Annotated in this window: 20 protein-coding genes; 14 read left to right on the top strand and 6 right to left on the bottom strand. The window is 70.2% G+C overall.

Annotated elements, in window-relative coordinates:
* On the top strand, positions 1-2,559 hold a 2,559-nt coding region (locus FLL47_RS42220), incomplete at its 5' end, for a transglycosylase domain-containing protein (RefSeq protein ID WP_144128318.1).
* Positions 2,560-2,675: 116 nt separating this feature from the next.
* Complete coding sequence (locus FLL47_RS42215) at positions 2,676-4,112, top strand: glycosyltransferase family 87 protein (protein WP_144128317.1); 1,437 nt, start codon at positions 2,676-2,678, stop codon at positions 4,110-4,112.
* Positions 4,113-4,176: 64 nt separating this feature from the next.
* Here the strand turns inward: FLL47_RS42215 and FLL47_RS42210 are convergent, their stop codons facing one another.
* Together FLL47_RS42210 and FLL47_RS42205 are read right to left on the bottom strand one after the other, a co-directional pair.
* Positions 4,177-6,057 carry a hypothetical protein gene (locus FLL47_RS42210; RefSeq protein WP_144128316.1) on the bottom strand — a complete coding sequence of 627 codons (1,881 nt, stop codon included), beginning with the start codon at positions 6,055-6,057 and terminating at the stop codon, positions 4,177-4,179.
* 10 nt (positions 6,058-6,067) lie between these two features.
* Positions 6,068-6,853: a deoxyribonuclease IV gene (locus tag FLL47_RS42205; RefSeq protein WP_144128315.1), complete on the bottom strand. Its 786-nt coding sequence runs from the start codon at positions 6,851-6,853 to the stop codon at positions 6,068-6,070.
* Positions 6,854-7,035: 182 nt separating this feature from the next.
* Here FLL47_RS42205 and FLL47_RS42200 point away from each other — a divergent pair, with 182 nt between their 5' ends.
* The 5 genes from FLL47_RS42200 to rplI all read left to right on the top strand — a co-directional run bounded on the left by FLL47_RS42200 (position 7,036) and on the right by rplI (position 10,032).
* Entirely contained in the window at positions 7,036-7,866 is an 831-nt protein-coding gene (locus FLL47_RS42200; protein ID WP_144128314.1) for a hypothetical protein, read from the top strand.
* 507 nt (positions 7,867-8,373) lie between these two features.
* A complete protein-coding gene (gene rpsF, locus FLL47_RS42195) occupies positions 8,374-8,664 on the top strand; it encodes a 30S ribosomal protein S6 (RefSeq protein WP_144128313.1) in 291 nt (96 codons plus the stop codon).
* Positions 8,665-8,761: 97 nt separating this feature from the next.
* Positions 8,762-9,277 carry a single-stranded DNA-binding protein gene (locus tag FLL47_RS42190; RefSeq protein WP_144128312.1) on the top strand — a complete coding sequence of 172 codons (516 nt, stop codon included), beginning with the start codon at positions 8,762-8,764 and terminating at the stop codon, positions 9,275-9,277.
* Positions 9,278-9,328: 51 nt separating this feature from the next.
* Positions 9,329-9,568: a 30S ribosomal protein S18 gene (gene rpsR, locus FLL47_RS42185; RefSeq protein ID WP_120317647.1), complete on the top strand. Its 240-nt coding sequence runs from the start codon at positions 9,329-9,331 to the stop codon at positions 9,566-9,568.
* A gap of 14 nt (positions 9,569-9,582) precedes the next feature.
* Entirely contained in the window at positions 9,583-10,032 is a 450-nt protein-coding gene (gene rplI / locus FLL47_RS42180) for a 50S ribosomal protein L9 (protein WP_144128311.1), read from the top strand.
* Positions 10,033-10,106: 74 nt separating this feature from the next.
* On the opposite strand, the gene FLL47_RS42175 is transcribed toward rplI, so the two are convergent.
* A complete protein-coding gene (locus FLL47_RS42175) occupies positions 10,107-11,558 on the bottom strand; it encodes a vWA domain-containing protein (RefSeq protein WP_144128310.1) in 1,452 nt (483 codons plus the stop codon).
* Positions 11,559-11,728: 170 nt separating this feature from the next.
* Positions 11,729-12,397, bottom strand: coding sequence for a hypothetical protein (locus FLL47_RS42170; protein ID WP_144128309.1), 669 nt, complete (start codon positions 12,395-12,397; stop codon positions 11,729-11,731).
* Between the two features lie 320 nt (positions 12,398-12,717).
* Here FLL47_RS42170 and dnaB point away from each other — a divergent pair, with 320 nt between their 5' ends.
* The 4 genes from dnaB to crcB (FLL47_RS42150) are packed head-to-tail and all read left to right on the top strand — an operon-like array spanning position 12,718 to position 16,715.
* On the top strand, positions 12,718-15,645 hold the full coding sequence (gene dnaB, locus FLL47_RS42165) for a replicative DNA helicase (protein WP_342780400.1): 2,928 nt from the start codon (positions 12,718-12,720) through the stop codon (positions 15,643-15,645).
* A 16-nt stretch (positions 15,646-15,661) separates the two neighbouring features.
* Positions 15,662-16,054 (top strand): fluoride efflux transporter CrcB, encoded by a 393-nt coding sequence (gene crcB / locus FLL47_RS42160; protein WP_144128308.1) that lies wholly within the window; start codon positions 15,662-15,664, stop codon positions 16,052-16,054.
* Positions 16,036-16,356: a DUF190 domain-containing protein gene (locus tag FLL47_RS42155; protein WP_144128307.1), complete on the top strand. Its 321-nt coding sequence runs from the start codon at positions 16,036-16,038 to the stop codon at positions 16,354-16,356. The genes crcB (FLL47_RS42160) and FLL47_RS42155 overlap by 19 nt, the downstream gene beginning before the upstream one ends.
* The gene (gene crcB / locus FLL47_RS42150) at positions 16,353-16,715 is read left to right on the top strand and encodes a fluoride efflux transporter CrcB (protein ID WP_144128306.1); all 363 of its coding nucleotides are present in this window, start codon (positions 16,353-16,355) and stop codon (positions 16,713-16,715) included. Before FLL47_RS42155 ends, crcB (FLL47_RS42150) begins: the two co-directional genes overlap by 4 nt.
* 12 nt (positions 16,716-16,727) lie before the next feature.
* On the opposite strand, the gene FLL47_RS42145 is transcribed toward crcB (FLL47_RS42150), so the two are convergent.
* Complete coding sequence (locus FLL47_RS42145; RefSeq protein ID WP_144128320.1) at positions 16,728-18,119, bottom strand: glycosyltransferase 87 family protein; 1,392 nt, start codon at positions 18,117-18,119, stop codon at positions 16,728-16,730.
* Between the two features lie 88 nt (positions 18,120-18,207).
* Complete coding sequence (locus tag FLL47_RS42140; protein ID WP_246159335.1) at positions 18,208-20,766, bottom strand: putative bifunctional diguanylate cyclase/phosphodiesterase; 2,559 nt, start codon at positions 20,764-20,766, stop codon at positions 18,208-18,210.
* Between the two features lie 301 nt (positions 20,767-21,067).
* Here FLL47_RS42140 and moaCB point away from each other — a divergent pair, with 301 nt between their 5' ends.
* The 3 genes from moaCB (at position 21,068) to FLL47_RS42125 (ending at position 23,757) form a co-directional block, all read left to right on the top strand.
* Positions 21,068-22,066 carry a bifunctional molybdenum cofactor biosynthesis protein MoaC/MoaB gene (gene moaCB / locus FLL47_RS42135; RefSeq protein ID WP_281286800.1) on the top strand — a complete coding sequence of 333 codons (999 nt, stop codon included), beginning with the start codon at positions 21,068-21,070 and terminating at the stop codon, positions 22,064-22,066.
* Positions 22,067-22,150: 84 nt separating this feature from the next.
* Entirely contained in the window at positions 22,151-23,338 is a 1,188-nt protein-coding gene (locus FLL47_RS42130) for a molybdopterin molybdotransferase MoeA (protein WP_144128304.1), read from the top strand.
* Positions 23,335-23,757, top strand: coding sequence for a molybdenum cofactor biosynthesis protein MoaE (locus FLL47_RS42125; RefSeq protein WP_144128303.1), 423 nt, complete (start codon positions 23,335-23,337; stop codon positions 23,755-23,757). Before FLL47_RS42130 ends, FLL47_RS42125 begins: the two co-directional genes overlap by 4 nt.
* Positions 23,758-23,965 lie beyond the last annotated feature (208 nt).

The raw sequence follows: 23,965 nt of genomic DNA, 5'->3' as shown, positions 1-23,965 counted from the left end.
CCGGCAGGCCGCGCCAGCGTCGGCGGCGTCGCGGGACGCGCCAGCGTGCGCCCCGCCGGCCTCGACATGGACGACGACGAGACGCCCGCGGGCAAGGGCAAGAACGCGAAGCTCGGCAAGAACGGCAAGCCCAGGAAGAAGCGCAACAAGCTCACCATCGCGCTCGCCTCGGTGGCTGTGCTGATCATGCTCTCCGGCGGTGGGATGATCGCGTTCACCTCGTTCCTGAGCGGCGTGCCCAAGCCGGGCGAGTTCAAGCTGCAGGAGAACACCTTCATCTTCGCCTCGGACGGCAAGACGCAGGTCGCGCAGCTCGGCACGGAGAACCGCCGCATCGTCGACATGAACGTGCTGGACAGGAAGATCAAGGACACCCTGATCGCGGGTGAGGACCAGGACTTCTACCACCACGACGGCATCGACATCTGGGGCATCGCCCGCGCCGCGTGGAACAACCTCACCGGCGGCGCGACCCAGGGCGCCTCGACGATCACCCAGCAGTACGCGCGTGCGGCGGCGGACGACCTCGAGGTCACCTACGCCCGAAAGCTGCGCGAGGCGGTCTGGGCGCGGGAGCTGGAGCAGGAGCACTCCAAGGACGAGATTCTCGGCTTCTACGTCAACACCGCCTACTTCGGCCGCGGTGCGACCGGTGTCGGCGCGGCGGCCAGGGCCTACTTCGGCATCGACGCGGAGAAGTTGACCATCGACCAGGCGGCGCTGCTCGGTGCGGTGCTCAAGCAGCCGGAGCCGATGGGCGACGTGCCGGGCTACGACCCGCAGAACGACGAGGCGGCCGCCAAGGACCGTTGGAACTACGTGCTCAACAGCGTGGTGAAGATGGGCACGCTGTCCCAGGCCGAGGTGGACGAGATCAAGGCCAAGGGTTACCCCAAGTGGAACAAGTTCACCCCCGGCGGAAAGAACAACGCCACCTGGGGCATCAAGGATTCCAGCTACGGTCCGATGATCAACTACATCAAGAAGGAGATGGAGACTCCGGAGGTCCAGAAGGCGCTGGAGGCCCTCAAGATCAAGGACTGGAAGAACGGCGGCCTCAAGATCACGCTGACCGTGAACCACAAGGCGCAGATGGAGTTGCAGAAGCGGCTCTACCGGATATACGCGGTCAAGGAAGTCTGCAAGGACGTCAAGACCAAGAAGGTGATTCCGTTCACGCTCGCCGAGGACGGGAAGACCAAGCTCGGTAAGGACGGCAAGCCGCTGTCGACCGACAAGAAGAAGGTCCTGTGCCGCTCCGAGGTCACCTCGGTCTCGGACAAGGACCCGGTAAACAAGGTGGACTCGCTGCTGAAGAACTACCCGGCCAACGTCACGGCGGCCGCCGTCTCCATCGACCCGACCACCGGCGGCGTGCTCGCCTACTACGGCGGCATGGACGGCACCACCTACGACAAGGCGGGCAAGAACGGCGAGGGTACGCAGTTCGTCAGCGGCGGGCACTCTCCGGCGTCGTCGTTCAAGATCTACACGTTGGCCGCGGCCGTGGCGAACGGCATCTCGGTGGACTCGCACTGGGATCCGTCGGAGTTCGTTCCCTACAAGAACGGCCAGAAGATCCGCAACGCGGGCCGGGACGGCAACGACGCCGGGTGCGACAAGAACTGCAGCCTCAAGCTCATGGCGCAGAAGTCCTACAACGTGCCGTTCTACAAGGTCACCGAGAAGATCACCCCGGGCAAGGTCGTGGAGATGGCGGCGAAGGCCGGCGTCACCATGATGTGGGACAACAACGACAAGGGGCATGACCTCACCAAGGGCGACCCGAGCAAGCTCGGTCCCAACCCCTTCTTCAACCACGTCGGCTTCGGCCAGTACCCGATCACCGTGCTCGACCACGCCTCGGGCATCGCAACGTTCGCGGCCAACGGCGTCTACCACGCGCCGCACTTCATCGCGAAGGTCGAGCGCAGGGACACCGAGGGCAACAAGACCGTGTGGAAGCCCGTGCCCGGCACCGGGGCGAAGACCAAGGGCGTGCCGCGCATCGAGCCGCGCATCGTCGGCGAGGTCAACGCCGTGCTGAAGAACTACAGCAACACGAGGCTCAACGGCCGCGACTCGGTCTCCAAGTCGGGCACCTGGCAGGCCGGCGACAAATTCGCCGGGCAGAACTCCAGCGCCTGGTACGTCGGCTACACGCCGCAGATCGCCACCGCGGTCTGGGTCGGCAACTACCTGCACGAGTCCGAGCCGATCAAGGACCCGAGAGGTGGCAAGATCGGCAGTGGCGACCTGCCGAAGGACATCTGGAAAGCCTTCATGGACAGGGCCGACAGCAAGGACGTGTTCAACTTCAAGTCCGTGCCGATCGAGGAAGGCTGCGGCGGCTGCATCGGCGACCCGGACGTCGGCGACGGCAAGGAGAGCCCGACCCCGGACCCGAACGCCTGCCTCTTCAACCCGAACGGGCCGGGCTGCGAGAACCAGCCCGGTAACCCGAACAACCCGGGTAACCCAAACAACCCGACGCCGACGCCGTCCGGCACCGGTGGTGGCGGGATCTGCATACCGCGGCCCGGTAGAACATGTCCGTGACCGTCGGCTGACCGAAGAGGGATCCCAGCTGGGGTCCCTCTTCGTCTGTCCGGGCATCGACGACGCGGGCGGTGCCTTGCTGCACTTCCCAGATTTCTGAGGCAGGATGTCGGGCTATGAGTGATGTTCGTGAGCACGTGGTGTCACCCGCTGGGGAGGACGGCTTCGTCCGGGGACTCAGCGAGGCGATCGGCGGACCGCGCGGCGAGCACGCCGTGCCCGAGACACCCTCGCGCGGCGGGCGGTTCTGGACGGCCGCGCGGATCGTGCTCGCGCTCACCTGCCTGACGCTGGCGCTGCACTGGGTCCAGAAGTCGCCCTGCCGGGACGGCGCCTGGGCCGACCACAAGCAGTACACCAACTTCTGCTACACCGACGTGCTGGCGCTGTACTACGCCGAGCACCTCAACGAGGGCATGGTGCCCTACGTCGACTACCCGGTGGAGTACCCGGTGCTGACCGGCGCGTTCATGGGCGCGCTGGGGCTGCCGATCCACGCGCTCGGCGAGAAGAACAGCGCGATCCCCCAGGCGACGCTGTTCTACGACACGAACGCGTTCGTGCTCAGCCTGTTCGCCATCGCCTCGGTCGCCATGATCCTGTCGCTGCGACGGCGCAGACCGTGGGACGCGGCGCTGTTCGCGCTGTCTCCCGTGCTGCTGGTCACCGCGACGGTCAACTGGGACCTGCTGGCCATCGTGCTGGCGGTGGCCGGCATATGGCTGTGGGCCAAGAAGTATCCGGCCGCGGCGGGGGTGATGCTGGGTCTGGGTATGGCGGCGAAACTCTGGCCGGCCTTCCTGTTCCTGCCGATCCTCATCGTCTGCCTGCGGTCGCGGCAGTACGCGGCGCTGGTCAACTCGATCGCGGCCGGTGTGATCGCCTGGTTGGCGGTGAACGTGCCGGTCATGATGATCAACTTTGAGAACTGGCGCCGCTTCCTCGACCTCAACTCCGAACGCATCATCGACTGGGGCACCTCCTGGTACGTCGGCCGCCACTTCGACCCGTTCGGGCTGGAGCTGTGGAACAACGTCCCGCTGGTGACGAACCTGTCCCTGGGCCTGTTCGTGCTGTGCTGCGTGGGCCTGCTGGTGTTCGGCCTGCGGGTGAAGACGCCGCCGCGGCTGGCGCAGCTGGCGTTCCTGGTCGTCGCGATCTTCCTGATCACCAACAAGGTGTGGTCGCAGCAGTTCACGCTGTGGCTGCTGCCGCTGCTGGTGCTGGCCCGCCCCAAGTGGCCCGCGTTCCTGGCCTGGCAGCTCGCCGAGGTCTGCTACTTCATCGCCTTCTACGGCGAGCTGATGGGCGCGTCGGGCAAGCAGGTCTTCCCTGAGGGCGTGTTCATCTTCGCCTCGCTGCTGCGGTTGTCCACCGTGATCCTGCTCGTGGTGCTGGTGATCCGGGACATGGTCCGTCCGGAGCTGGACGTGGTGCGGCGTACGTACGCCGACACCCCCACCCCCGACCCGGACGGCGGCCCCGCCAACGAGCAACTGACCGGCCCGCCGGACTTCCGGCTCGTTCGCGATCGCGAAGCTGTCCCGAGCTGAACGACAAGAGCCCCCGTCACCGGGATCGTCTCCCTGGTGACGGGGGCTCCGTCGTGCCGCCTGCCTACGACAGGGTGAACACGACCGCGTCCGGGGCGTCGGCGCGCTGCACGCCGAGGCCGTCCGCGGGGGCGGTCAGGGCCGGCTCGTACGGCGTGCCCTTGGCCTCCTCGCGCAGCACCAGCACGGTCTTGACGCCGAGCTCGCGCAGCCGGTTCACGCTGGCCTGATCCGGGAACGTCTTGGTCAGTTCCCGGATCTCGTTGAGCGTGGCCGGGGTGAAGCCGCTGTTGCCGTTGACGATCGGCGCCATCCGGTCCGTCGACCAGGCCATCACCTTCATGTCCATCAGCGGGTCGCTGGGCAGCACCAGCATCGGCGCCTGCGCGGTCGCCATGGACGGCGGCTGCAGCGGCACCACCGGGTGCTCGGTCACGTTCAGGCCCTCGGCCAGCACGAGCAGCAGCGGCAGGAAGGTGGCCAGCCGCAGCAGCGGGTGCGGCCGGGACGGCACCCGGTCCTCCGACACCGTCTTGGCCTGCTCGACGAAGGCGGTCACCGCCCCGGCGGCGAGGATCGCCAGCAGCAGCGTGGTCCAGATGACGAGGCGGCCGGGCGTGCGGATGCCGCTCCAGCCCGGGAGGATGTCGTACAGCGTCAGGTAGCCCGGCCGGCCGCCGAAGAACTTGGTGCCCATGGCCAGGACCACCGTCAGCACCACGCCGCCGAACAGCAGCAGCCGCTGGCGCAGGGTCCAGATCGACATCACCAGTCCGGCGAAGGCCAGGCCGTAGAGCACGAAGCCGGGCAGCAGGCTGGTCTCCCCCGCCGCCCAGCCCAGCGCCTCGCGGGCGCCGGAGTGTGCCTCGCCCCACGGCATCGACTGGGCGGGGCTGGTGAAGAAGCCGAGCACCGGCGGCGAGTACCAGCTGACCTCGACGTCGGAGCGTTCGGCGTACGGGTGCAGCTCCAGGACCTTGAAGTAGGCCAGCGCCATCAGGCCGCCGGTCGCGGCGAACACGAGCCCGCCGACGGCGTCGAAGGACAGCAGCTTCCAGCCGAACGGCTTCGGCTCGCTCCAGAACCACTTCCGGCGCACGAAGTACGTGATCGCGCTGACGAGCACGATGCCCGCCAGCACGTACGCGAAGGGCAGGCCGATGCCGAAGCCGAGGCTGATCTGCCAGGCGGCGACCAGCCAGCCCGCCAGCGCCCAGCCCGGCTTGCGCAGCTCCGGCCGGTAGCCGTGGCGCAGCGAGTACCCGTGGCCGCGGGCCAGCATGGCCAGGGCGAGGGCGATGCCGCCGACCGACATCACGTGCATGTGCCCGGCCTGGGCCAGCCGCCACGGCGCGTACGCGAACGCGGCGCCCGCCACGGCCGCCCCGGTCTTGCCCGAGCCGAGCTGCCGCACCAGCACGTACGCCCCGAAGAAGGCGAGCGCGTGCAGCAGCACGTACATGACGTTGTAGCGGACCAGCGCCGCCTCCAGCCCGGTGCCGAACAGACCGGCGGGGGCGTACCCGAGCAGGGTGTCGGAGAAGGCGAAGCTGTACTTCTCCGGGTAGAAGCTGTTGGAGTTCCACAGCTGGGACCAGTCGGTCTTGAGCACGTGCCCGGACCACGCCATCTGCCACGCCTGAAGGGTGGGGTCGCCGGTGTCCTGCGGGATCGTGTACGCCGGGTAGCGCAGCGTGGGCCAGGTCATCGCGACAGCGAGCGCCAGCGAGGCGTATGCGGCCAGGGCCCATTCGTGCAGCAGCGCGCGGCGGGTGCCCCGTAGCACCCGGCGCACCCGGGTCGGGTTCTCCTCCTCCGCCGCCGGGCTGAACCGGGCGAAGGCGTCCTCCTCGACCGGCTCCGGTTCTGGTGCGGCGTGGCGAGGGGCAACCGGTTCCTTGACGGCGGTCGGCTCCTTGGCGGGCGCGGCGTCGGTCCCGTTCACAGGTTCCCCTCTACTGGTGTGCGCGCAGGTACGCGATGTCGGCGGACTGGCCCTCCACCCCACCTGGCGTCTCCACCACGGCGGGCGCGCCGGCGGCGCGCACGACGGCGGCCACCAGCTCGGGGTCGATCATCCCGGGTTCAACGTTCTTGACTGTCAGATTGTCGTGCCGATCGCGGCCGGAGTCGAATCCGTCTCGCGATCCGTTCGCATGCACGAGGTCGATGCGCCCGGTGATGGACTTCACCCGGTCCACGATGTCGAGCAGTTCCTCGCCGCCCGCGTGGGCGTGGCAGGTGTCCAGGCAGAAGCCGACGCCGAAGTCGCCGACCGCGTCCCAGAGCCGGGCCAGTTCGTCGAAGCGCCGGGCGCAGGCGTTGTCGCCGCCGGCCGTGTTCTCGATCAGGACCCGGGTCGGCAGGCCGCCGTTGTCCTGGGCCTGCTGCAGCGCCTTGCGCCAGTTGTCGATGCCGACCGCGACGTCCTCGCCCTTGTTGACGTGACCACCGTGCACGATGAGGCCGCTGGCACCCACCGTGGCGGCCGCGGCGGCGTGCTGGCCGAGCAGTTTGCGGCTGGGGATGCGGATCCGGTTGTTGGTCGATGCGAGATTGAGCACATACGGGGCGTGCACGAAGATCTCCACCGGGCCGGCCCGCAGCGCATCGGCATCCGGCCGGATCTCCGGGGCCTTCCAACCCTGCGGATCGGCGAGGAAGAACTGCACGACATCGGCGTTGCGCGCGGTCGCCTCAGCTAGTGGATCTTCATAATCGACGTGAGCCCCGATAAGCATTCGACCAGTATTACCGCTCCGCTCCGCACGCGCTCGGGTCGCATGCGCAACCGGAGCCGGTTTGTTGCGTTGATTTCTATGCCGCACCGTGCTCCCCCAGCCGGGGACCTTGCGGGGCGTGCCTCCTCGCCCCCCGCGAGGCGACCGGATCCGGGGCGCACGCCCCAGGGGGAGATGCGCTCATGTCGTACGCCATTCGTCGGCGAGCCGCGGCCTTCGCGGCGGCCGGCCTTCTCGCGGGCCTGCCGCTGCTCGCCGCCAGCCCGGCCGGAGCCGCGGAGCCCGAGGCGGCGCCCGGCGTCAGCTTCAGCGGCGGCGGCCTCGGCCTGCTGCTGTGCGGTTCGAAGCCGGCCACCACGAAGATCACCGTCGCCGCCGAGGCGAAGGTGCGTCTCACCAACGGCCTGGGCCAGGGCGCCACGCTGCAGATCGACGGCAAGGACAGCGCGGAGGTCGCCGACGGCGAGACGGTGGAGGTCCAGTTCCACCGGGGGCCGGTCAAGGTGGCCATGGTGCCGGAGTGCCTGCTGAACCTGAACCCGACCTTCGAGCCGTTGACGGTCGACGTCGTCAACCGTTCGACCTCGACCCCGTCGAGCAGTGGTTCGAGCGGTGGGGGGCACGGCAGCGGGTCGTCGCCGACCCGCAAGCCGTCCGCCAAGCCCAGCCCGACCAAGGGGGCGAGCCAGCCGGGCACGAGCCGGCAGCCCAGCCCCGGCAGCGTGCCTGGCGATGACAACGAGACGACGGCGGTGCCGGAGCCCACGGAGACCCTCTTCCCGGACCCGAGCGACCAGTCCCAGTCCGAGCCCGCGCCCGAGGGGTCGCCGAACGGCGAGGTGGTGAGCCCCGGCTCGGACAAGATCGACCTGGACAGCGTCTCCAGGACGTCACCGGACAAGGGGCCAATCGGACTTCTTGCAATTATCGCGACAGTGTGTGTCGTTGGTGTCGCAGCCGGGGCAATCCGCGCTATTATCGCTCAGCGAGCAACTCGGGCAGAGTTCGCGTAGAATATTAAATACTCCGCGGGGCGCTTCTCTCCAACATCGTCGGTGTGGTCGTTCCTCCCCAGGTCCCACCCAGCAGTTCGGATAGAGCGCCCCGCGGTCCTCTCGACGAGACGCGGCCACCGCACCGGTGGCCGCGTCTCGCTCTGTCTGTCGACATCCCGACCCGCCACGGACCGCGGCGGCGCGGCGGTGCGGCGCGTTGATCGTCCGACTTGCCAGGCAATCGGGCGTATCTTGACCGCTCAAACGCCCACCTGCCAGGCAAGTCGGGTGATCTCGGCCGGAGTCGGGCGGGGCCGGTGGGGCCTGATCGGGCGCGGTCGGAGCGCCGCCGGGGACGGCGATCGCGGGGGCGGGCGGCCGACCAGGTAACATGGTCGGGTTCCGTGTGCCGCGGGCCTATCCCGCGGCATTCGCATGGAACGACGCAGACCTCCTGCTACGGACAGTCCGTAGCCGAAGAGGCCGGTCACCGGTCTCGCCAAGCCCATAGGAGGTGAGTACGTCTTGCGTCACTACGAAGTAATGGTCATCCTCGACGCCAGTCTCGAGGAGCGCACCGTTGCCCCGTCGCTGGACACGTACCTCAACGTGATCCGTACGTCGGGTGGTTCGGTCGAGAAGCTCGATGTGTGGGGCCGTCGCCGGCTCTCCTTCGAGATCAACAAGAAGGCCGAGGGCATCTACGCCGTCATCGACCTGCAGGCCACGCCTGCGGCCGTTGCCGAGCTGGACCGCCAGCTGCGACTCAACGAGTCCGTGCTGCGCACCAAGGTCATCCGTCCGGAAGTTCGCTGACCTTCCTGACACCGCAACGCCCGGACCACTTCACGTGTGCTGTCGCATCCCTGTGGGAACCTTTGCGGCAGAACATATGTGAACCGAGGAGAAGGTCATGGCTGGAGAAACCACCATCACGGTCATCGGCAATCTTGTCGACGACCCTGAGCTGCGCTTCACCCCGTCGGGTGCGGCTGTGGCGAAGTTCCGTCTCGCATCGACCCCCCGCACGCTGGACCGCGCGTCCGGCGAGTGGAAGGACGGCGAGCCGCTCTTCCTGTCCTGCAACATGTGGCGGCAGATGGCGGAGAACGTAGCCGAGTCGCTGCAGAAGGGCGCTCGCGTCATCGTCTCCGGACGACTGCGTCAGCGGTCGTACGAGACGAAGGAGGGCGAGAAGCGCACGGTCTACGAGCTGGAAGTCGACGAGATCGGCCCGTCGCTGCGGTATGCCACGGCGAAGGTGCAGAAGATGTCGCGTTCCGGCGGCGGAGGCGGTGGGGGCTACGGCTCCGGCTCCAGCGGCGGCGGCAACAGCTCCGGCGGCGGAGGCTTCTCCGACGACCCGTGGGCCACGGCTGCTCCCGCAGGCGGTTCGGGTGGCAAGTTCGACGACGAGCCACCGTTCTGACAGGTGACCGAACACGTCACCGGTCAGTGAAAAAAGACTGAGGTAGAGATCATGGCGAAGGCTGCGGCCCTGCGCAAACCGAAGAAGAAGGTGAACCCTCTCGACAAGGAGGGGATCACCTACATCGACTACAAGGACACCGCGCTGCTGCGCAAGTTCATCTCCGACCGCGGCAAGATCCGCGCTCGGCGGGTGACCGGCGTGACCACGCAGCAGCAGCGGCAGATCGCTCGGGCAGTCAAGAACGCCCGCGAGATGGCGCTCCTGCCGTACACCACCACCGGTCGCTGAGAGGAGGGCACCTGATGAAGATCATTCTGACGCACGAGGTGTCCGGTCTCGGCACTCCCGGCGACATCGTTGAGGTCAAGGACGGCTTCGGCCGTAACTACCTGCTCCCCCAGGGTTTCGCGATCCTGTGGACCAAGGGCGCGGAGAAGCAGGTCGAGTCGATCAAGCGGGCCCGCGGGGCTCGTGAGGTCCGCGACCTGGGTCACGCCAACGAGATCAAGGCGCAGCTCGAGGGCCTGAAGGTCACCCTGTCGGCGCGCGCCGGCCAGGGCGGCCGTCTGTTCGGCTCCGTGACCGCGAACGAGGTCGCCGAGGCGGTCAAGACCGCAGGCGGTCCGGCGCTGGACAAGCGCAAGATCGAGCTGCCGGCCGCCATCAAGTCGACCGGTGGCTACACGGTGCAGATCAAGCTGCACTCGGACGTGACCGCCAAGTTCAACCTGAACGTGGTCGCCTCCAAGTAAGGCACTCGCAACACAGCAGCAGGCCCCCGGACCGCTCGGTCCGGGGGCCTGCTGCCGTTCCGCCTCCGGCGAGGTCAGGAGAGGCGCTGCGCGGTGCGGATGAGTTCGGCGAGGTCGTCGACGGGGCGCTCGTCCAAGCGGGCGGCGGCCTCGTCGGCGATCGTCGCGAGGGCGTTCAGCTGCACGGCGCCGGCACCCTCACCGCCACGCAGCGCGACGGCGAAGAAGGCGGCCGCGTAGCAGACCCGCAGCCGCACGTCGGCGCCGGTGAAGTCCGCGGACAGGTCGCCGACCGCGATCGACTCGTACGTCTCGGACGGCTGCTTCGTGGTCGGGTCCAGCCACCGCACCCGCACCTCGGCGACACGGCCGGCCGCCTCGGGCTTGAGGCGCACCAGGTAGAGAGCGGTCACCGAGTGGCCGGGGCCGACCTCCCCGCCGTCGACCCGGTCGTCGCGGAAGTCGTTGTCGGCGACCTGGCGGTTCTCGTACCCGATGAGCTCGTAAGACGCGACGGTCTTGACGTCGAACTGGACCTGCGCCTTGGCGTCCAGGGCGCGCAGCGCCAGCGTGGCGGGCAGCCGCCGCACGAAGACGTCCCGGGCCTCGCGGCGCTCGGAGACGTACACCACGAAGCCGTCGCCGCGGTCGGCCAGCCGCTCCATCAGGTCGTCGCCGTAGTCGCTGCCGACGCCCACGCCCAGCAGCGCGATCTGCTTGTCCGCCTCCTCGCGGACCTGGCGCAGCATGCGGTCGGCGTCGGTGGTGCCGGTGTTGGCGAGGCCGTCGGAGAGCAGGATGACCCGGTTGCTGAAGCCCTCCCGGAACCCGTCGCGCGCGGTCTCGTACCCGGTGACCAGGCCGTCGCCGAGGTTGGTGCTGCCGCCGGCCCGCAGCGAGTCGATGGCGGCGTGCAGGCGCTGCTTCTCGGCCACCCGGGTCATCTCGCGGACCACCTTGGCCCTGTCGTTGAACGTCACGATGGCGACCGCGTCGGTGGACCGCAACTGGTCGACGAGCGTGTGCAGGGCGTCCTGCACCAGGCCCAGGCGGTCGGGGTCGTCCATGGAGCCCGACACGTCGATGACGAAGGTGAGCGCGGCGTCCTTGCGCTGCTCGCTGTCCTCACCGCGGGTCTGCAGGCCGATGCGCAGCAGCCGGGTATCCGGGGACGCCTGGTGCGGGTCGGGCAGCCGCGCACCGTCCACGTGCACCGCGAAGCCGTCGCCCTTCGGCTGCGGGTAGTGCTGGTCGAACGAGTTGACGAACTCCTCGGGGCGTACGGCGTCCGGGTCGGGTCGGCGGCCGTCGCGCAGACGGGCGGCGGCGTAGCCGTACGAGGCGGTGTCGACGTCGAGAGCGAAGGTGGACTGGTCGTCCCGTGACGGGCGCTGCGGACCCGTCTCGTCCTGCGCGCCGTCGCCTCTGCTGGGTGGGTGTGGAGCGCTGTCCGGCGCGTCGCTCGAGCCGCAACCGGCCAGAGCGAGCAGCGTGCAGAACACGACGGCGGTGCTCTTCAGTCTCATCGGGACCTCCCGTGAAGCCGGTCCGGGGCCGGGTGATTCCGGCCGGGTCGGATACCGGACTTCATAGGAAGCGCAGTGATGATCGTTTACCGCTTCCGTGGCACACCTGAGACGAAAGCGGAACCGGCCGTGACCAAACCGTGCGCTCGCCGTGATCTGGCGACAATGCCTCAGATGATGCTGAGCAGGACAGTGGTCGCGCCGCCGGCCACCACGGCCGAGCAGAAGCCGATGGTGGCCGCGCGCCAGCTGTCGCTCGCCCAGCGCAGCACCGCCGCCATGGCGAGAGCGCCGAGCAGCGCCAGGCCCCAGCGCGGGGCACCGGCGATGAGATCGCCGAAGGCTGCGGAGCGTGCCGACTCGCAGCCGCCCAGACCGGCTGCGGCACAGGCCGCGTCGGGCTCGCCGGAGAGCAGCAGCGCCCGCACGATCAGCACCAGCAGCGGCGCGGCGTAGAAGCCGGAAGCCCAGAGCAGAGCGGTCCAGTAGTCGCGTTCGGTGCGGGGCGACCCGTCATGGCCGGAAGCATGACCGGTGCGCACTTCCGGCGGCCGGAGGTTGGCCAGATTGTCGGGCCAGCGGTCGTCGTAACTGTCGTAGTTCTCGCCGGTGACGTAGGTGTGGAACCCGGCGTCCGCGGCCGAGCCGTAGTCGGTGGCCTGGCCGTAGTCGGCGGCGGGGCCGTAGTCGTCGGCCGAGCCGTAGCGGTCGGCCGCGGAGCGCTGCCGGGGCACGGCGGGGTCCGAGGGGTGCGGCCAGCCGCCCGCCCTGGTGTTGGGCGTGGCATGTTGCTGCGCTCCCCAGCCGTCACCCTGCGACGACCCATCCGGATATCCCACGGTCGGAGCCTGGCGGAGACCGATATCCGAGGCAATCCCCCGAACCGGCGAGAATAGGCAACTGGCGATCTTATGACTTGCGCCACGCCGGGTGAAAATCTTGGAAAGAATCTTGTTTGCACAGCCTGTGTGGAGCGAAACCGCAGGTCAGTGCGTTATCCACAGGGTGTGGGGGAAAGTTGTCCACAGCCTGTGCACAGGGTCCCCCACAGTCTGGGGCGGGTTGTCCACAGGTTGCCCCCAGCCTCGTCCACGGGGGTGTTTGTGCGGGGTGATTCACGCGCCTAGGGTCAATCGAATCGGGTTGTGAGGGAGGCGCCGTGACATCGGTCGGGGACGGCGTACGCGGGCAGTTCACCGCGGTCCAGGCAGCCCCGGCGGCCGAGCAGGTGCCCTTCGAGAAGACTCCCCCGCAGGACGTGGCCGCGGAGCAGTGCGTGCTCGGCGGCATGATGCTCTCCAAGGACGCCATCGCGGACGTGGTCGAGATCCTGCGGGCCAACGACTTCTACCGCCCCGCCCACTCCACCATCTTCGACGCCGTGCTCGGCCTCTACGGCCGCGGCGAGCCCGCCGACGCGATCACCGTCGCCGCGGTGCTGGAGAGCGCCGGCGACCTGGCCCGCATCGGCGGCGCGCCATACCTGCACACGCTCATCTCGACGGTGCCGACCGCGGCCAACGCGTCCTACTACGCCCGCATCGTCAGCGAGCGCGCCGTGCTGCGCCGCCTGGTCGAAGCCGGCACGAAGATCGTGCAGCTCGGCTACGGATCCGCAGCCGGTTCGGGCCGCGACGTCGACGACGTGGTGGACCTCGCCCAGCAGGCCATCTACGACGTCACCGAGCGCCGGGTCAGCGAGGACTTCGCGATCCTGGCCGACATGATCCAGCCGACACTCGACGAGATCGAGGCGGTGGGCGCCGCAGACGGCAGCATGCGAGGCGTGCCGACCGGCTTCAGCGACCTGGACCGCCTGCTCAGCGGCCTCCAACCGGGCCAGTTGATTATCGTGGCCGGTCGACCTGGTCTTGGCAAGGCGCTCGCGGTCGACACGCCGCTGCCCACGCCCGACGGCTGGACGACCATGGGCGAGGTCAGCGCGGGCGACCGGCTTCTCGGTGCCGACGGACGGCCGACCACCGTGTTGCGCGCGTTCGACGTCATGCACGGTCGTCCGTGCTACGAGGTCGAGTTCTCCGACGGGTCGGTCATCGTCGCCGACGCCGAACACCTCTGGACGACCACGACCCGGGCGAGTCGCCGGCAGCGCTCCGAGACGAAGCCGACCCACCAGTGGCCGCTGGATGCGCGGATCGAAGTCGAGGCCGTGCTCCGAGAGGCGATGGGCCGACCCGACGGTCTGGTGACGCTCAAGGAAGCGGTGGAGTTCGCCGGACAGCGGTTCCGGCATGTGCTGCACGTGGTCGCCGCCGAGGTCGGCTCCCCGGCGAAGGTGGTCCGGCAGTACGAGCGCAACGGCAAGCCGTGGCACCGGGCCATGCCCGCATACTCCCTGCAGGCGTTGGCTGTGGCGCTGACGCAGCGGGTGAACCGGCTGATGAACGCGGAGACCACGGCCCCGCCGAACGAGCCGGTCACCACGGAGCAGATCGCGGCCACGCTGCTCCACCCCACCGACGGCAGGTTCAACCACGCTGTCGCGAACGCGTCCGCCCTGGCTCTGCCCGAGCGGGACGACCTGCCGATCCCGCCGTACACCCTGGGGGCCTGGCTCGGCGACGGCCATTCCCGTGCCGCCCGGATCACCTCCGCGGACCCGGAACTGGTGACCTACCTCGAGGCCGAGGGCTTCGTGGTGAACCCGGAGTCCGGCCTGCTCCTCTACTCGATCCAGGTTCCTGAACTGCCTCCGCTGCCCGAGCGGGTGTGCGTGGTGTGTGGTCGGCAGTTCGTCGTCAAGGGCGCGAGCGTCTACACGTGCGGCCGGTCGTGCGGCGGCCGATCGAAGGGCATGGTCCCCGCGGATGAGCGAGACGGCTGTGCGACGTGCGGGACGGTGACGGCCGGCACCGGCGGGCCCGCCCGGCGATGCGCGCCATGCCACGAGCGCTACGGGTCGTTCGTCGGCTACCTGAGGGCGGCGGGCGTGTTCGGCGACAAGCACGTTCCGCTCGCCTACCTGCGTGCGTCGGAGGCCCAGCGGCGGGCCCTGCTGGCCGGACTGATGGACACCGACGGGACCGTCGCGCCGACTGGCAACCTTCAGTTCTCGGTGACCAGCAAGAAGCTGTTCGACAGCGTCCGGGAACTGGTCGTCAGCCTCGGCTACCGCTGTTCGGTGACCACCAGACAGGTGAAGGGCCGGACCGCCGAGACCTCGACGGCGTACACGTTGAACTTCTCCACGGCCGACGAGATCTTCCGCCTGGAGCGCAAGAAGATCGCTCACAAGGAGCGCTGCCGGACGAGGAACCTCGAACGGACAGGTAGCCGGTACATCGTCGCGGTCAGGCCGGTGACGAGCGTTCCCGTGCGTTGCGTGACGGTCGACAACGACGACCACCTGTACCTCGCGGGCAGGTCCATGATCCCGACGCACAACAGCACCGCTTCCATGGACTTTGCCCGCCACGCTGCGGTTCGTGCCGACATGGCCAGCGCGATCTTCTCGCTGGAAATGTCGAAGACCGAGATCGTGATGCGTCTGCTGTCCGCGGAGGCGCGGGTGCCGCTGCACGTGCTGCGCTCCGGTCAGCTGTCCGACGACGACTGGACCAAGCTCGCCCGCTGCATGGGTGAGATCTCCGAGGCGCCGATCTTCGTCGACGACACGCCCAACATGAACCTCATGGAGATCCGGGCCAAGGCGCGCCGGCTCAAGCAGCGGCACAACCTGAAGCTGATCGTCGTCGACTACCTCCAGCTGATGAGCTCGCCGAAGAAGACCGAGAGCCGTCAGCAGGAGGTCTCCGAGCTGTCGCGTGGCCTGAAGCTGCTGGCCAAGGAGGTCGAGTGTCCGGTGATCGCGGTCAGCCAGCTGAACCGTGGCCCCGAGCAGCGCACCGACAAGCGGCCGCAGCTGTCCGACCTGCGTGAGTCCGGCTCGATCGAACAGGACGCCGACGTCGTGATCCTGCTGCACCGCGACGACTACTACGACAAGGAGTCGCCGCGCGCGGGCGAGGCCGACTTCATCGTGGCCAAGCACCGTAACGGCCCCACCGACACCATCACCGTCGCCGCGCAGCTGCACTTCTCGCGCTTCGTGGACATGGCGATCTGACCGCAGGCCCGGCGGCGTGCGCAGGCAGTGGGACGTACTCGCGGTGATCTCCGCGGGCGGCGTGCTCGGTGCGCTGGCCCGCCACGCGGTGAGCCGGGCCCTGCCGGCCTCCCCCACCGGGTTCCCGTGGGGGATCTTTCTGGTCAACGTCACCGGCTGCCTGCTCATCGGCGCGCTGATGGCACTGGTCACGCACGTGTGGCCGGGGCGGCGGCTGCTGCGCCCGTTCCTCGGCACCGGCGTGCTGGGCGGGTACACCACGTTCTCCGCGTATACCGTCGACATCGTGCGGTTGGCGGACGCCGGAGCGGTCGCGGTCGCGGTCGCGTACCTGGCGGGCACGCTGCTGGTCGCGCTACCGGCGGTGTACGGCGGGATGGTGGTGACCAGATGGCTGGTACGTCGGTGAACGGCCTGCGGCTGACGATCCTGGTCGGCGAGGGCGACCGGTGGCGGCACCGCCCCGTGTACACCGAGATCGTGCATCGGGCCCACGCGGCCGGGCTGGCCGGGGTGTCGGTGCTGCGCGGCGTCGAGGGGTTCGGCGCCCGGTCGCGCATCCACACCGACCGGTTGCTGTCGCTGGCCGAGGACCTGCCCATGATGGTCGTCATGGTGGACGCCGAGGAGCGCATCCGCGGCTTCCTGCCGCAACTCGCCGAGTTGAGCCTGGGCCTGATCACGCTGGACCCGGTCGAGGTGGTGCGGTGACCGTGCTGCTGGTGGCGCTCGGTGCGGCGGTGGGTGCGCCGCTGCGCTACCTGGTGGACCGGGCGGTGCAGGCGCGACACGACGCGGTGTTCCCCTGGGGCACGCTCACCGTGAACGTGGCCGGATCCTTCGTCCTCGGGCTGCTGACCGGCGGCGCGCTGGCCGGAGCGGTGCCGGGCAGCGTGACGGCGCTGCTGGGCACCGGCTTCTGCGGCGCGCTGACCACCTATTCGACCTTCGGGTACGAGACGGTCAAGCTCGTCGAGGCCGGCGCCCTCGGCCAGGCTTTCGCCAACGTCGCCATCAGCGTCACCGTCGGCCTGGCCGCCGCCGCGACCGGCTACGCCCTGACCGTCTGAACCCGACCCGTTCTAGCGATCATGAAGTTGTGGCTGCGACATGCCGTCGACCCGTGCCATAGGTTCATGATCAACACGGGCGGGTGGGCGGAGCGGGAGGGACCAGAGGGCCAGGGCTGCGGGGTAGAGGAGGTAGCCGAAGCGGGTGGCGGGCATCAGCAGGATCGCCAGGAGCAGCCCGGTGGCGATGATCAGGGCGGCCGAGCCGGCGTCGCGCGGCGGTCGGCGCAGCAGCCACAGGCCGACGGCCAAGCCGGCGAGCGCCAGCAGCGCCAGCGCGACGATCCGTCCGGCCGGGAGGTGCTGGGCGATCAGGTAGCCGAGCAGCGGCGACGCGGCGGGGCTGGTGACCAGGCCGTGGCCGGTCGGGAAACGGATCACGTTCTCGACGAACGCGGCCGGCTCCACCAGCAGCGCCGGGATCAGCACCAGCACCGGTAGACCGGCCGCGCCGACGGCGTAACGGCCACCGGCCTTGCGGACCAGGGCGTACGCGCCGAGCACCAGCGCGACAGGCCAGGCCAGCAGCTTCATGGCCGCCGCGGCGCCGATCGCCACGCCCGCCCAGCCGAACCGGTCCCGGGCGGCGAGGGCGAGCGCCAGCAGGCACAGCGCCAGCACCGGCAGGTCGTCACCACCGGTGGACAGGGTCAGCGCGCACAGCGGGAGCACGGTCGCGGCCTGCACGGCGCGCACCAGCAGCGCGTCGCGGCCCGCGGTGCCGTCGCGCAGCAGCCGCGCCGCCAGTGCCACGACGAGTGCGGTCACCAGCGCGAACCAGATCCGGGCGTCGGTCCACCAGGCGTCCCCGAAGACCGCTCGGGGCAGCCCGAAGACCGACATGCCCGGCTGGTACGGCGTGTAGCCGAGCAGCGGCTCGGGAAGTGCGGCGATACCGTCACGGCCCAGGTATGGCGTACCGCTGTCGAGCAGGCGCCGCGCCGACTCCTCGACGACGAGCACCTCCTCCTGCGCCCGCCCGCTCATCCCGCCCGCCCGCGCCACCGCCTGCGCGACGAGCGGCACCACCGTGACGGCGACCCACGTCCCCGCGACGACCCAAGCCCGCGCGACCGCCCCCGACCCCGGCAAGATCGCCGGATTTGCCTGGCACTCGTGCGTATCTTGGGCTCGCTTTCCCCCATTTGGCTGGCAAGTCGAGTGATCGTGCAGCGATGCGGCGGTGCGGCGGCGGAGACGGAGGGCCAGTTGGACGAGGACGGCCAGGGCCGCGGCGGCGTAGCCCCAGACGGCGACCGCGCCCCAGGCACGGTGCGAGGTGAGCGTGGAGCCGATCGTGAACCAGGCGAACAGCGCGGACCCGGCGTACAGGCCGAGGTCGGCGGCGAGGCCGTCCGCGGCGCGGTCGACCCTGCGCCAGATCGAAGGCGGAGCCTCGATCATGGAATTCTGCCGGCCGGGTGCGCTGCTCACGCCGTCGCCTCGGGAAACGCGGCGCCGTCCGACGCCACCGTGCCGATGATCCGCTCGCTCATGCGGAGGAGTCTGACACCCGCTCGTCGCCGCCCGTGCCGGTGGTGCCCGTCGCGCCGGAGGGCCGGGAGATCCGGCCGGGGGTGCGCTTGGCCGGCATCCGCACCACCGCAGCCGGGTCGTGCAGCGGCTCGGCCAGCCGGACCGGGCCGTCGTCGGCGCTGATCAGGGCGAGCACCTCTTCGATCGGCATCGGCTTGGCGAACAGGTGGCCCTGCCCGGCGGTGCAGCCCAGGTCCCACAGCATGCGCCGCTGGCTGTCGCGCTCCACGCCCTCGGCGACCACCAGCAGGTCGAGGTGGCGGCCGAGCTCCAGGTGGGACCGGACCACGGCCGCGGCGCTGGGCGTGTTCTCCATCTGCGTCACGAACGAGCGGTCGATCTTCAGTTCCTTCGCGGGCACCCGGGACAGCACCGACAGCGAGGAGTATCCCGTGCCGAAGTCGTCCAGCGCGATCATGCAGCCCAGCTCGGCCAGCTCGGCCAGCACTTTGTCCACGATGTCCAGCTGGCTGACGGTGTGCGACTCGGTCAGCTCCAGCACCAGCGCGTCGCCGGGCAGGCCGTGGTCGTCCAGCCGCCGGGTGACCAGCGCGGGCAGTCGGCGGTCGAGCAGGCTGCGGGGCGAGATGTTCACTGCGACCGGCCAACGGCAGCCCAGCTCGCGCCAGCGTGCCGCACCCGCGAGGGCCTGGTCGAGCACGGCGTCGGTGAACGCGGTGAGCAGGCCGGACCGCTCGATGGAGCCGAGGAAGCTGCGCGGGTCGACCATGCCCTTGTCCGGGTGCTGCCAGCGGGCCAGCGCCTCGGCGCTGATCGGCTCGCCGCTGGCCAGGTCGACGATGGGCTGGAACTGGAGGATGAACTCCTTCTCGGCCACCGCCCGCGGCAGCATGCCGCCGACGACGAGCCGGGCCCGGTCGGCGGTGTCGTTGTCCGGGGCGTACGCGGCGACCGAGCACCCGGTGCGCTTGGCCTGGTACATCGCGATGTCGGCGCGGCGCAGCAGCTCCACGAAGCCGCCCTCGCTCGGCCCGGTGGCCACCCCGGCGCTGGCCGACACGACCAGCGGCATGCCGTCGACGTCGACCGGCTCGTGCAGCGTGGAGAGCAGGTGCTCGGCCTGGTAGATGGCGAGCGCCGGGGCGGGCAGGTTGCGCAGCAGCACCGCGAACTCGTCCCCGCCGAGCCTGGTGACCAGCGCCTCGGGACCGGCGGCCACGGACAGCCGCTGCGCCACCGCGATCAGCACCTGATCGCCCGCGCCGTGGCCGAGTGCGTCGTTGACGTCCTTGAAGTGGTTGAGGTCGAGCACCAGCAGCGCGGTGACCCCGCGCCCGCCGCGCCGTCGGTCGAGGGCGTCCTCGGTCTCCAGCTGCAGCCGCCGCCGGTTGGGCAGGCCGGTGAGCAGGTCGTGGGTGGCGTCGTGCTGGTGCTGCCCGGCCAGGTACTCCAGCTGGGCGTACGAGGTGGCGTTGCGGATCGCGGTGCACAGCGCGCCGGCGAACGCCCGCAGCGTGAACTGCTCCCGCTCGGACAGCGCGACCGGCGACTGGAAGCACAGCCGCAGTTCGCCGACGCGCTCGCCGTCGTTGTCGCCGACGAGCGGGACGATCGCGGTGTTGCGCTCGTCGACCACGGCGTGGTCGGGGGCGGCGTGAAAGGTGATCTGGCTCTGGGTGCCGCGGACGAGCTGCTGGGCGCCCTCGAGCGACACCTCCACCTCGACCCGGTCCGCGGAGAACAGCCGCGCGCCGTTGCGGATGGCGGTGTGTAGCACGGTCTCCATCTGCACGACGTTCATGGCGTCGGTGGCTTCGGCGAGTTGCTGCCAGGCGAGCCGCTCGGCCCGGGCGCGCAGCTTGCCGCGGTAGGTCAGTTGCAGGCTGATGACGATCGCCGGGATGGCGATGAGCAGCTGGGGCTCCTGGCTCAAGACCGCCAGGGCCAGCACGGCCACCGCGAAGCGCATCACGCCCGCGACGATGCGCAGGTCGAGGTGGGTGAGGAACTGGCCCCGCACGCTCGTGCGGGAGGCCAGCGCGATGATCGGCAGAGCCATCAGCTCATCGGTGAGGAAGGCGGCGCCGTAAGCGATCGCGAGCAGATCGAGGTGGGCCAGTGGATCGTCGCCGACCGGCCCGGCGAGCAGCAGGATCATCGCGGCCAGGCCACAGGTGATCGTCTGCTTGGCGACCGCGAACGCGAACTTCATCGGCTTCGGCGGGTTGACCGCCTTGGCGCCGACGGTGCCGACCACCGCACAGATGACGGCCCAGGGCGTGGGCAGCAGCACCACCGCGACCAGCAGGACGGCGTCGGCCCAGTGCGCCGCCTGGATGTTGGAACCGATCCGGATGTGCACCTTGGCGAGCGAGGCCAGGGCGACGAGGAGGGAGAGGACGGCCGTCTGGAGGACCAGATCGGCGGTGACGGTGCCCAGCGCCGCGGCGACGATCGACGTCACGAGGACCATCCCGGCCACCAACGCAACTAGACCGACGAGCAGTCTGAGCTGCCGGTCGGTCTGCTGCGAGGGTACGTCCTGATCGGTCACACGGGACCTCTTCCGTCAGAGACAGATGGTCGTGAGTGCCGACAGCCTAATTGACTTCACTCCCAATCGATCGTACGCATCTGTGCCTCCTTCAGAAACGGCCCCGCGCTTGCCAACTTCTGATGCAGAGCGTAGTTTCTCCACGGTTGATTTCTAGTAGTGGGTTCACATTTCAAATAACAATGGCGATTTATCACGATTAGTGGTGAGTCGCCTACGGACTGTGTTCGCTTCCAGTGTTCGCCCGTGAAGCAACTAGGCTCATGTCGTGACAGAAGGAACAGCTCCCTCCTCACCTCAACTGACTCATGTGGACGCCCGCGGGGAGGCCCGCATGGTCGACGTCGCGGGCAAAGAGATCACGCTGCGTGTCGCCGTCGCGGCAGGGCGCGTGGTCACCACGCGTGACGTGCTCGACCTGCTGCGCGGGCGGGGCGTGCCGAAGGGTGACGCGCTCGGCGTGGCCCGGCTCGCCGGCATCATGGCCGCCAAGCGCACTCCCGATCTCATTCCGCTCTGCCATCCCATTGCCATTCACGGCGTCACCGTGGATCTCACCGTCACTGACGACGGTGTCGACATCCAGGCGACCGTCCGCACCGCTGACCGTACCGGTGTCGAGATGGAAGCTCTGACCAGCGTCGCCGCGGCCGGGCTCGCGCTCATCGACATGATCAAAGCGGTGGATCCCGCGGCGTCGATCGACGGCGTGCGGGTGCTGCGCAAGGAGGGCGGCAAGACCGGCCTCTGGGAGCGCGGAGCCATGCCCGCGGTTTCCCCGCCGGGCCCCGCGCCAAACACGGGTGCACCGAAGGTCAGGGTCATCGTCGCCTCGACCCGGGCGGCGACCGGTGTGTACGAGGACCGGGGCGGCCCGCTGCTCGCGGACGGCCTGCGCGCGTTCGGCTGCGAGGTGGACGAGGTCGTGGTGGTGCCCGACGGCGAGCCGGTGCGCCAGGCCCTGCGGGCCGCCCTGGCCGAACGGCCCGACGCCGTCGTCACCACCGGCGGCACCGGCATCAGCCCGACCGACCGCACCCCGGACATCACCCGCGAACTCGTCGACTACGAGGTGCCCGGCATCGCCGACGCGGTACGCGGCAGCGGCACGACCCCGCTCGCGGCGCTCTCGCGCGGCGTCACCGGCGTCGCCGGGCGGACCCTCGTGGTCAACCTGCCCGGCTCGACCGGCGGCGTGCGCGACGGGCTCGCGGTGCTGGCGCAGGTGCTGCCGCACGCGGTGGAACAGCTGCGCGGCGCGGACCATCCGGCCTCGGCCGGCCCCGGCACCGAGGGCTAGGGTCAGACTCATGAGCGAGCGCAGCGAGCGAATCATGCGGCTCCGGTCAGGTCATGCGGACGACGAGCGAAGCGCGGAGGAGGCATGACCGCTCCAGAGGACTGGGTCTCGGCCCGGCGTGCCGTGCACGCCGCAGGCTGGCGGGCGCAGCTCGCCCCGGTCACCGTGCCGCTGGTCGAGGCCGACGGGCTGACCCTCGCCACCGCCCTGGCCCCGCGCAGCGATCTGCCCGCCTTCCCCACGTCGAGCGTCGACGGCTGGGCGCTGCGCGGTCGCGGCCCGTGGCGCATCGTCGGCCGGGTGCTGGCCGGCAGCGTGCCCGCGCCGCTGTCGGGCGACGGCGTCGCCGTCGAGATCGCGACCGGGGCCATGGTGCCCGAGGGCACCGAGGCGATCCTGCGGGTCGAGCACTCCACCCGCAGCGGCGACCTGGTCGACGGCACCCCGAAGAGCGAGCAGGAGTGGCGGGTGCCGGGCGAGGAGGCCCGTGCCGGAGAGCCGCTGCTGCCCGCGGGCACCCCGGTCACCCCGGCGGTGATCGGCCTGGCCGCGTCCTGCGGGCACGACACGCTGCCGGTGCGCCCCGCGCCCCGGGCCGCGATGCTGGTCTTCGGCGATGAGCTGCTGACCGCGGGTCCGCCCGCCGACGGCCGGATCCGCGACGCGCTGGGTCCGTCGATCCCGGCCTACCTGCGGCGGCTGGGCGTGGTCTGCGAGCCCGCCGCCGCGCCGATCAAGGACACCCTCGACGCGCACGTCGAGGCGGTGCGGGCGGCACTGGAGAGCGGCGTCGACCTGGTCTGCACCACCGGCGGCACCATGCACGGCCCGGTCGACCATCTGCACCCGGCCCTGGCCGAGGTGGGCGCGTCGTACGTCGTCAACACGGTGGCGGTGCGTCCGGGCTTCCCGATGCTGATCGCCGCGGTGCCGCACGGCGGGCGGACCCGCTTCGTCGCCGGACTCCCCGGCAACCCGCAGTCGGCCGTGGTGGCGCTGGTGTCACTGGTCGTCCCGCTGCTGGCCGGTCTGGCCGGCCGGCCCGAGCCGGCACTGCCGCGGGTCACCCTCGGCGAGCCGGTGCCGGGCCGCGGCGACTACACCCATCTCGCGCTGGTACGGATCGATCCCGTCGACGGGCTCGCCCGGCCGGTGTCCCACGTGGGCTCGGCGATGCTGCGCGGCCTGGCCAGCGCGCACGGGTTCGCCGTCATCCCGCCCGGCGCCACCGGCCGTGCCGGCGACGCCGTCGAACTGGTGGAGGTCCCGTGAACCGGGTCGTGCTCGCCGAACTCACCACCGAGCCGCTGGACGTGGCCGCGCACGAGGCCGCGGTGGCCGATCCTAGGGCCGGGGCGGTGGTCAGCTTCGCGGGCGTGGTCCGCGACCACGATCACGGCCGGTCGGTGGACGCGCTCACCTACGAGTCGCACCCCAGCGCGGCCGAGGTGCTGCGGCAGGTCGCCCAGGAGCTGGCCGACGATCCCGACGTCTACGCGGTGGCGGTGTCCCACCGGTACGGCCCGTTGAAGATCGGGGATGTCGCGCTCGCCGCGGCGGTCTCCACCGCGCACCGCGCGGCGGCCTTCACCGCCTGCGCGCGGCTGGTCGACCTGGTCAAGCAGCGTCTGCCCATCTGGAAGCACCAGACCTTCACCGACGGCACCGACGAGTGGGTCAACTGCCCGTGACGGCACGCCCTCGCGTGGCCGACCGGGCGGTAGGACATGAAACAGGGAAACTGCTGCTTCCGTGGCACCGGAAGCAGCAGTTTCCCTGAAACTGCGTCAGCGGTCGGTCGGCGCGCCCGCGGTGGCGGGCGCCGGCTCGTCGCGGCGGGCCGTGGCCGGGCGGGCGGCGGGCACGCGCAGGGCGGCGGTGCCGCCGAACGCGGGCTCG

Source organism: Catellatospora sichuanensis (assembly GCF_007483665.1).
Lineage (GTDB): Bacteria > Actinomycetota > Actinomycetes > Mycobacteriales > Micromonosporaceae > Catellatospora > Catellatospora sichuanensis.
Note: the sequence above shows the minus strand (reverse complement) of the source record. Positions and strands in the feature narration are given on the sequence as shown.

Coding starts and splice junctions, on each gene's coding strand:
- rpsR (WP_120317647.1), top strand. CDS start 9,329: ATGGCGAAGGCTGCGGCCCTGCGCAAACCGAAGAAGAAGGTGAACCCT.
- FLL47_RS42175 (WP_144128310.1), bottom strand. CDS start 11,558: ATGAGACTGAAGAGCACCGCCGTCGTGTTCTGCACGCTGCTCGCTCTG.
- FLL47_RS42200 (WP_144128314.1), top strand. CDS start 7,036: ATGTCGTACGCCATTCGTCGGCGAGCCGCGGCCTTCGCGGCGGCCGGC.
- FLL47_RS42130 (WP_144128304.1), top strand. CDS start 22,151: ATGACCGCTCCAGAGGACTGGGTCTCGGCCCGGCGTGCCGTGCACGCC.
- FLL47_RS42215 (WP_144128317.1), top strand. CDS start 2,676: ATGAGTGATGTTCGTGAGCACGTGGTGTCACCCGCTGGGGAGGACGGC.
- FLL47_RS42205 (WP_144128315.1), bottom strand. CDS start 6,853: ATGCTTATCGGGGCTCACGTCGATTATGAAGATCCACTAGCTGAGGCG.
- FLL47_RS42190 (WP_144128312.1), top strand. CDS start 8,762: ATGGCTGGAGAAACCACCATCACGGTCATCGGCAATCTTGTCGACGAC.
- FLL47_RS42145 (WP_144128320.1), bottom strand. CDS start 18,119: ATGATCGAGGCTCCGCCTTCGATCTGGCGCAGGGTCGACCGCGCCGCG.
- FLL47_RS42155 (WP_144128307.1), top strand. CDS start 16,036: ATGGCTGGTACGTCGGTGAACGGCCTGCGGCTGACGATCCTGGTCGGC.
- rplI (WP_144128311.1), top strand. CDS start 9,583: ATGAAGATCATTCTGACGCACGAGGTGTCCGGTCTCGGCACTCCCGGC.